Here is a 7,658-nt window from a genome sequence, read left to right on the forward strand (position 1 = left end):
GGGCGTCGGGGAGATGGTCCCTGTTTCGGAGCGCAACTCGTCGAAAACCGACTCCACCGCATGGGCCAGTTCCACCATCGACTGGTAGCCCATGGTCCCCGCCATACCCTTGAGGCTGTGCACGGCGCGGAAAAGCTCGTGCAGCACGGCCGCCTCCTGGGGAGCCGATTCCAGCTGCAAAAGCCCCTGGTTGAGCAGCTGGATGTACTCCCGGGCCTCGTCCACGAAGAGAGAGCGCAGTTCTGACGCCTCGGCCGTCGCCACGACAGGAAGACCTCCTCCTGCTCAAGCCTCCGCAGAACCCGGCAGCAGATCCGGCCGGATGAGTTCCGTGATGCGGACCCCGAACCGTTCCCGCACGACCACCACTTCGCCCCGCGCCACCAGCGTCCCGGAAATGAGCACGTCCACCGGCTGCCCGTCGGCAGCGTCCAGGGGGACAATGGCACCGCGGGTCAGGCTGAGCACGTCCTGCAGGGACAGCTGGGCCTGGCCCAGCCGCACGGTAACCGGTACGGTGATGCGCTTCAGCAGTTCGAAGGAGATGCGGTCCTCGGGCTCCGGCGGGGCCGCCTCGAGCGGCTCGGGTTCCCAGTCTGACCCCACTGAGGCAGAGGAGGCCGCGGCCGGTGCCGGAGAAGCAGGCCGGGCCGCCGGTCTCGTGGAGGCCTCGCCCCCGCCCGTGGCAGGAGCCCCGGCCGCCTTTGCCGGGCCCGGATTTGCGGATGCAACCCCTGCCGCCACGGGCTGGTGCTTCAACGCCAGGTATTCGTCGCTGAGCGACCGGGCGAAGTCTCCCGGGAAAAGGTGCAGGATCCGGCTTTCGATAGGACTCGACACATCATCGGAAATCCGTATCGGGAAAGCGATCTGGACGAGTTCAGTGCCCTCCTCACCCCCCGGCAGGAGCGGCATCCCGTCTGGCGCCAGCGGCTTGAGGACCGTGGCCGGCGGGCTGATGGTGATCGCCCGCCCGAACAGATCGGAGAGTGCCGTGGCCGACGCTCCGATCATCTGGTTCATGGCCTCGGAGACGGCGCTCAGGTGAAGCTCGTCCAGGTTGTCGTCCTGCGGCGGGTCTTCCCCCATCATCATGGCGGCCACCCGGGCGGCGTCCGAGGGCCGCATGACGAGCAGGTTGCTGCCCTCGACCCCCGCCGTGTATTCGACGCGCACCACGACGACGGGCTCGGACACCTGGGACGCCAGTTCTTCCCAGGTCGCGCCCGAGAGCTGCGGTTCGCCCAGTTCGACCGTGTGCAGGATGAGGTCCGACAGCACCTCGCCCGACGCCTTCATGGCAGCGGCCGCGACCCTGCACAGGGCATCCTGCTGTTCCGGGGAGAGGCGAAGTTGCGCGGGAGGCACGCCACGCTACCTCCTCGCGTCCGGGGCCGCCGCTGCAGCCGCACCCGCAGCTGCGGGCCGCTCCGAACCGGCAGCCTGTCCGCCCGTGGCGTCGGGCGCTTCTTCTTCGAGCTCGGCGGACGCCTCGTGTGCTGCGCCCGTCAGGCGGACGGCCAGGCGGTGGCCCACGCGCCCGGCCCGGCCCCGAAACTTTGGCCGGTTGGCCACGTAGAGCTTGATCTCTTCATGAATGCCCGTATCGAGAATCAGCACGTCGCCCACCTTCAGTTCCATCAACTCCCGAATCTCCAGGTCGGCGGTTCCGAGGACGGCCTGGACGGGTACCATGGTGTCCCGCAGCAGCCGGTGCAGGCGTTCCCTGTCCTGGGAGTGCGGCTTACCCTGCGCCCGCAGCAGGTACTCGTTGGAGAGCTTCGGCAGGAGCGGCTCCAGCGCCGAGTAAGGAAGACAGAGGTTGAGGGTGTCGCGCGTCTCCGTCATCTCGGCCTCCAGCGATATCCACAGGATGATGTCCTGGTCCAGCACCAGGTTGATGTAGGTGGGGTTGATCTCCACGTCCCTGAGCTCGATGGCGAGCGGCAAAAACGCTCCCCACGCCTGCCGGTAGGCGTCCCCGATGATGCCGAGCACCTGGCGCCGAAGAACCTGGAGTTCGATGTCCGTGGGCTCCCGGTGCCCCACGTGGGCCGACCCGGAGCCGCCGGCCAGCCGTTCGTAGATGTTGAACGCCAGATCCAGGCTCAGCTCCAGGACGATGCGGTCGCCCGCCTGGCCGAAGTCGAACACCCCCAAGAGCGAGGGGTTGGGCACCGACCGGATGAACTCCCCGTAGGTCAACTGCTGAACCGAGACGACCCGGGCCGCCAGGTCGGTGCGAAGCCGTGCCCCCAGCATGATCCCCAGGAGCCTGCCAAACTGCTGGTGGATGCGCTCCAGCGAACGCAGCTGGTCGCGGGAGAACTTGGAGGGCCTGCGGAAGTCATAAGGCGCAACCTCCCCGGCGGCTTCGACGGCAACGACCGGGGAGGGTGCCTCTGCCTGGCCCGATTGTTCGGCGGCCAGATCCCGGATGAGTTCGTCAATTTCCTGCTGACTCAGTATCCGTTCCATCGTCAGAAGACGCCTCCACCGAGGCCGGGCTCTCGTCGGCCTCAACCGTTGCGTGGACCTGCTCAAGGGCCTTCATCTCGCTGGCCTGAAGCAGCCGCTCCAGGTCGAGGAGGATCACCAGGCGGCGCTCCAGCTTTGCCACGCCGGAAATGAAGGCGACGTCGATCCCTGCCAGCACGTTGCCGGCACCTTCCACGACGCTCTCGGGAATGCGCAGCACCTCGGTGACCGCATCGACCACCAGCCCGAGGGTGTGCGGCGGCACGTCCACCACCATGATCCGGGTGCGGCGCGGATCCACGGAGGCCTCGAGGCCGAACCGCTTGCGAAGATCGATGACGGGAATCACGTGGCCGCGCAGGTTGATGACGCCTTCCACGAAGTCGGGCGCCCCGGGAACGCGGGTGATGTCCTGAACCGTGATGATCTCCCGTACCCAGTTGATGTCGAGGCCGTAGACCTCCTTGGCCAGCTGGAAGACCACGAGCTGGCGCTCCTTCTCGGGACGGCCCCGTTCTTTTTCCCTTTCCCTCGTGCCGACGGCAACGGCTGACGCTCCTGCCTGCCCCGCAGGGGAAGCTCCAAGGGCGCTGTCCATCATGGCCGGTACCGCCCCTTCTCAAGCGAACGTGACTTTACATATTCCGCGGCGCGCAGGCGACGCTGGCACCTAGCGTTTAAGGCGAGTTCGACACCATGGCACGGGATTCCTTGAGTGCCAGCGTGCCCTTCGGGGCCTACAGGCTCTGCACCCCCGCCCGGTGCCTCACCAGGTTGGCGCGGCTTAGGTAGTAGCCCCCTCCCCGGCCTCGCCGGACGCTGACCAGCTTACGCCGCCTGAGCAGGCTGACCTGTTCCCGGATGTAAGAGGGAGCCACCCGCAGCAAAAGCCCAAGCTCGGTCGACGAGAGGGGCCGGGCGTAGCTGGCCTCCCGCTGGATCAGTAACTGCAGGATCTCCTCGTGAATGGCGCCGAGCCGGTCCTCCGACATGCCCCCCACTCCGAGGCTTGAAAAACTGTTCAGGTGGTCACCAACACGGCGTGACTCGGCGGCGAAAGCCGCGTGGCCCCCTGCGGCAGGATCGGATGCCGAATGGCATAGGCGCTGCCGTCCAGAATCACCTGGACCCCCAGACGGCGGGACGGGTTAATCACCAGCGGGGCCTTGAGGTTGGCCGTCGCGGTGGGAGGGTCGCCGCGCAGGGTAACCAGCGCCAGCACCACCGCACGTTCGACGTCCGCGTCGCTTTCGATGCCCACATCGGCGAGATGCGCCGCAGGGACCCGGGCGACATAGCCCGGCAAGGCGTCGCGCGGATCGATGACGACGAAGGCGAGGTCGGGCTCGTCCACCGACTGGAGAATCCAGAACGGGCTCGCGTCGCGGTGCGGCAGCAGCACGAACCGGCGCCAGGCCGGGAAGCCGACGAACCCGCGCGGGAAGGTCACGATGCGGTCCGGGTCGATCGCGATGTCGCCGAACCGCGTGGTCGCAATCTTCATAACCCCTTACCCCCACCTGGCAGCGGCTCGCCGCCGGAACTACCGCAAGAAGTCGAGCAGCGTCGGCTGGATGATGCGGGCGCCCGAGGCCAGCGCCAGCCGGTAGACGTTCTCCTGCATCTTCAGTTCCATGATGGCCCTGGGAACGTCCAGATCTTCGGCCTTGGAGAGCAGGTCCCGCAGGTTGACCTCCTGGCCCTGCAGGCGTTGAACGATCAGCTCGAAGCCGGCCTGCCTGGCACCCACCCGGTCCAGGGCCTGGAGAACATCGTCGAGAGCATTATCGAGGTCGGTTAGATCCTGGCCGGACAGCTGCGCAACGTTTCCGGTGCTGAGATCCCCACGGATTCGGCTCAGGGTGGCGAAAAGGCCCGTGGTGATGGGTCCGGGGATTCCATCATGGCCAAACGCCGACGCACCCGAGATGTTAACCTCCTGGGTAACGCCCGCACCGACCTCGTAGGAGAACGGATCAGGGTTTCCGCTGAATGAGACCTCTGTCACATAACCGTCCGCGTCCGTACCGGAAATAGCGTAGGGAGTCGCCTGCGTTGCGGTCCCGCCGAAAACGTAACGTCCACCGTGGGTTGTATTCGCCACCTGCACGGCGTGGCGCAGGAGCTGATCCATCTCCCGAGCCAGGGCCTCACGGTCGTCATCGGGGAGATCTCCCCTGGCCCCCTGAATTGTCAACTCCCGTGCCCGGTGCAGGGTAGCCGCCATGTCCTGCAGGGCCGAGTCGGTGGCTTCAAGCCAGCCGACGGCCGACTGCGCGTTTTTCAGGTACTGCTGGTTCTCCAGGACGGCGGAGTGCAGTCGCATGGCGGTGGTGGCCGAGGCGGGGTTATCCGAGGGAAAGATGACCTCCTTGCCGGCGGACAGGTGGTTCTGCAGGCGGTCGAGCCGGGCGTAGTTTCGCTGCAGATTGACCAGGACGTTGTCAACGATCTGGCGGCTGCTGATTCTCAAGAGCCCGTCCCCTCTCCGCAGGCGGCAACGGTACCCCGTGCTGCGCCGGCGGTGTCTCAGGCTTCAGCGCTTCCCCGAACTGGTCGATATCGCCGGCACCAGCCATCGCGGCCCTGCGGTTCTCCTCCTGGATCTCCCGGTAGACCTCTTCCCGGTGTACCGGAATGGAGCGGGGCGCTTCGATTCCGAGCTTCACCTGCTCGCCCCGCACCTCTACCACCACGATGCGGATCTCGTCGCCGATCATGATGCTTTCGTCGACCCTCCTGGTCAGCACCAGCATCCGTCGTCCCTCCCTGGACGGTGTCGGCGTCTTGCTACGTCTAGCGCCCTACCAGCCCCGTCCGGTTGATTAGGGTATCCAGAACCTCGTCCATGGCGGTCATCGCCCGCGCCGCCGCACCGTAAGCGTGCTCGAAGCGGACGAGGTCCGCCATCTCCTCGTCGAGCGAGACTCCCGAGACCGACTCCCGCACACCCTTCAGGTGGTTGACGAGAAGCTCCTGGTTTTCTGCCGTCGTCTGGGCTTCCTGGGTGTCAACGCCGAGCCGGCCCACCATGGAGGCGAAATAGTCGGGCAGGGTCACCCCGCCCAGGTCAACGTCCAGCCCCCCCGGGGGTACCGAGTCGACGAAAGGCGTCGTTTTGAGCAGTGCAGCCAGTCTTAAGGCGTTCCTGTTGTCGCCAGGGGCGTTCGGCTCCTCCGCGGCCGCAACCTGCTCGGCGGTCAGCCCCGAGACGACCTGAAAGTCATCCGCGACCCAGCTGTCGCCATCTGGAGGCCACTCGAAAAACGCTCGGCCAGTCACGCCGTCCAGCCCATACCCGGCCTGGTGCTGCTCGTTGAACGCAAGCCCGAGCGCTTTCACCCAGCGATCCAGGTCCCCCATGAGGCCAGGGATCTCGGTGTCGCGCATCTCGATGTAGCCCTGAATCTCCCCACCGCTGAACGCCACCTGGGGTCCGGCGCCGGACTCCCAGTGAACGGTGCGCTGAGGGCCGTTGCCCCCCATGACCAGCTTGTGCGCCACCTGGCCATCCACCAGCGTCAGCCCGGCGATGCTGACCGCCACCTGCTCTCCCCCCACGGAGCCGCTTTGCGGCGGGCGAATGGTGACGGTTACCGATGCAAGCCTGGACATCTCCTCCAGGATGGCGTCCCGCTCGTCCAGCAGGTCATTGGGGTTCTGCCCGCTCGACGAGATCTGGCCGATCTGCCGGTTGATCTGGGCAAGCCTTCCCGCCAGGGTGTTGAGCCGATCCACCTTCAGCTCAAGGGTGCGGTCCAGGTCCACCCGCAGGGCCTCCAGTTGCTGGAAGACGGTCCGCACCGAGTCGGTGAACACCTTGCCCCGCTGGACGACGACCTCCCGCACGGCCCTGCTGTCCGGCGTCACGCTGAGCTCTTGCAGCGCCTCCCAGAACCTGTCGAAGGCAACCCGCAGACCGTTGTCGGAAGGCTCGTTCAAGACCCGCTCGATCTGCTCCAGGACATCCCGGCGCACCTGCCAGTACCCGCTGAGCTGGTTCTGCCCCCGGATGCGGGCGTCCACAAACGAATCGCGCAGGCGGGTGATCTCCCGCACCCAGACGCCGGTTCCCACCTGGCCCGCGACTCCCGCTGGCTCCATCCCGGGCGGCGCATACGGGACCGTCGCCACCATGTCGGCGCGCTGGCGGGAGTATTCGGGCCGGTTGGCGTTGGCGATGTTGTGGGAAGCCACGTCCATGGCGCGCTGCTGGGCGAACAGCGCCCGCCTGGCGAGCTCAATGCCGAAAAAGGTACTCCTCACAGCCTATACCCTCTGATCCACGGCCGCCGCGGGCAGCGCGTCGCCCGGCCTTGCGGCCGCTGACCGCCGCTGCATTCCATCGGCCGAGTACAACCCGCTCGGCTCCATCCCGGCCCCTGTCAACAGCCCGATGAGGGCCACCACCGTCTGATGCGCGTGTTCCAGGAGCATGCGGTTTTGCTCGTGAAGCCTGCGCCACGCCCGGGCCTGGCGCCGCAGCTCTTCGTAAGGGTCGCCTGCCGCCCCGCCCGACACCGCCGCCGGCACCTCCTCAAGGAGCCGGCTGAGGCTGCCGGCCAGCTCCGCTTCCCGCCGGACGAGCACCGGCAGCGCCGACACATCGCCCCGCAGGATGGCCCCCTGCGCCTGTTCGCCGACGGATTTCAGCTCGCCCAGCAGGTGTAGCGCCTGCTCATGCCACTCCACGCTTTGACTGCCCTCCCCGGCCCCGGCAACCAGGCCCGGGGCCCAACCGCCCTGCGGGAAGACAGGGCCGTGTTACCTACGGCTCTCGCCTGCGAAACACGCCGATCATCCGCCGGGCAATCTCGGCAGCCGAAGGGCGGTACCGGCCCTCCTCGATGTCGCGGCGCAGCTTGCCGACAAGCTCCTCCCGGACATCTGGCGCCTCCTGGATGCGCCGCCGGAGCTCCAGAAGCTCCTGCCCTTCCTGTGACAACGTGACGCTGTCCGAGGAGGCCGCGGACTCCGCCCCTTGCCGCGCCACCACCCGCCTTGCGGGCTCGACCGGCATGGAACGGCCTACCGGGGAAATCTCCTTGGGCGGCTCCATCGGCCGCCATCACCTCCGACGGTGCGGTGAAACCCACACCTATACTCGGCAGTCGGGCCCCGTCCCTTGAGCAAACAGGACAAGGCTTCACCCGAACCGGCGCTTCACGTCCCCGATGGTG

The 7,658-nt window shown here is 67.1% G+C and carries 11 protein-coding genes; all 11 read right to left on the minus strand.

Going from position 1 to position 7,658, the window contains the following annotated elements:
* The coding region (locus AB1609_11735; GenBank protein MEW6047136.1) for an Hpt domain-containing protein at positions 1–264 on the minus strand (264 nt) is incomplete at its 3' end.
* A 21-nt stretch (positions 265–285) separates the two neighbouring features.
* The gene (gene fliY / locus AB1609_11740; GenBank protein ID MEW6047137.1) at positions 286–1,368 is read right to left on the minus strand and encodes a flagellar motor switch phosphatase FliY; all 1,083 of its coding nucleotides are present in this window, start codon (positions 1,366–1,368) and stop codon (positions 286–288) included.
* 6 nt (positions 1,369–1,374) lie between these two features.
* Positions 1,375–2,478, minus strand: coding sequence for a flagellar motor switch protein FliM (gene fliM, locus AB1609_11745; GenBank protein MEW6047138.1), 1,104 nt, complete (start codon positions 2,476–2,478; stop codon positions 1,375–1,377).
* Positions 2,447–3,079, minus strand: coding sequence for a chemotaxis protein CheW (locus AB1609_11750; GenBank protein MEW6047139.1), 633 nt, complete (start codon positions 3,077–3,079; stop codon positions 2,447–2,449). The genes fliM and AB1609_11750 overlap by 32 nt, the downstream gene beginning before the upstream one ends.
* A gap of 136 nt (positions 3,080–3,215) precedes the next feature.
* Positions 3,216–3,470, minus strand: a complete 255-nt coding sequence (locus tag AB1609_11755; protein MEW6047140.1) for an Rrf2 family transcriptional regulator — start codon at positions 3,468–3,470, stop codon at positions 3,216–3,218.
* Positions 3,471–3,499: 29 nt separating this feature from the next.
* Positions 3,500–3,982, minus strand: coding sequence for a flagellar assembly protein FliW (locus tag AB1609_11760; GenBank protein ID MEW6047141.1), 483 nt, complete (start codon positions 3,980–3,982; stop codon positions 3,500–3,502).
* 39 nt (positions 3,983–4,021) lie between these two features.
* Positions 4,022–4,951: a flagellar hook-associated protein FlgL gene (flgL, locus tag AB1609_11765; GenBank protein MEW6047142.1), complete on the minus strand. Its 930-nt coding sequence runs from the start codon at positions 4,949–4,951 to the stop codon at positions 4,022–4,024.
* Positions 4,923–5,234: a carbon storage regulator CsrA gene (gene csrA, locus AB1609_11770; GenBank protein MEW6047143.1), complete on the minus strand. Its 312-nt coding sequence runs from the start codon at positions 5,232–5,234 to the stop codon at positions 4,923–4,925. Before csrA ends, flgL begins: the two co-directional genes overlap by 29 nt.
* Positions 5,235–5,274: 40 nt before the next feature.
* Positions 5,275–6,744, minus strand: a complete 1,470-nt coding sequence (flgK, locus tag AB1609_11775; GenBank protein ID MEW6047144.1) for a flagellar hook-associated protein FlgK — start codon at positions 6,742–6,744, stop codon at positions 5,275–5,277.
* Positions 6,745–6,747: 3 nt separating this feature from the next.
* Complete coding sequence (locus AB1609_11780; GenBank protein ID MEW6047145.1) at positions 6,748–7,170, minus strand: hypothetical protein; 423 nt, start codon at positions 7,168–7,170, stop codon at positions 6,748–6,750.
* Between the two features lie 76 nt (positions 7,171–7,246).
* Entirely contained in the window at positions 7,247–7,537 is a 291-nt protein-coding gene (gene flgM / locus AB1609_11785) for a flagellar biosynthesis anti-sigma factor FlgM (protein ID MEW6047146.1), read from the minus strand.
* Positions 7,538–7,658: the final 121 nt, after the last annotated feature.

The sequence above is a fragment of the Bacillota bacterium genome (assembly GCA_040754675.1).
Classification (GTDB): domain Bacteria; phylum Bacillota; class Limnochordia; order Limnochordales; family Geochordaceae; genus Geochorda.

Coding starts and splice junctions, on each gene's coding strand:
- flgM (MEW6047146.1), bottom strand. CDS start 7,537: ATGGAGCCGCCCAAGGAGATTTCCCCGGTAGGCCGTTCCATGCCGGTC.
- fliM (MEW6047138.1), bottom strand. CDS start 2,478: ATGGAACGGATACTGAGTCAGCAGGAAATTGACGAACTCATCCGGGAT.
- AB1609_11760 (MEW6047141.1), bottom strand. CDS start 3,982: ATGAAGATTGCGACCACGCGGTTCGGCGACATCGCGATCGACCCGGAC.
- AB1609_11750 (MEW6047139.1), bottom strand. CDS start 3,079: ATGATGGACAGCGCCCTTGGAGCTTCCCCTGCGGGGCAGGCAGGAGCG.
- csrA (MEW6047143.1), bottom strand. CDS start 5,234: ATGCTGGTGCTGACCAGGAGGGTCGACGAAAGCATCATGATCGGCGAC.
- AB1609_11755 (MEW6047140.1), bottom strand. CDS start 3,470: ATGTCGGAGGACCGGCTCGGCGCCATTCACGAGGAGATCCTGCAGTTA.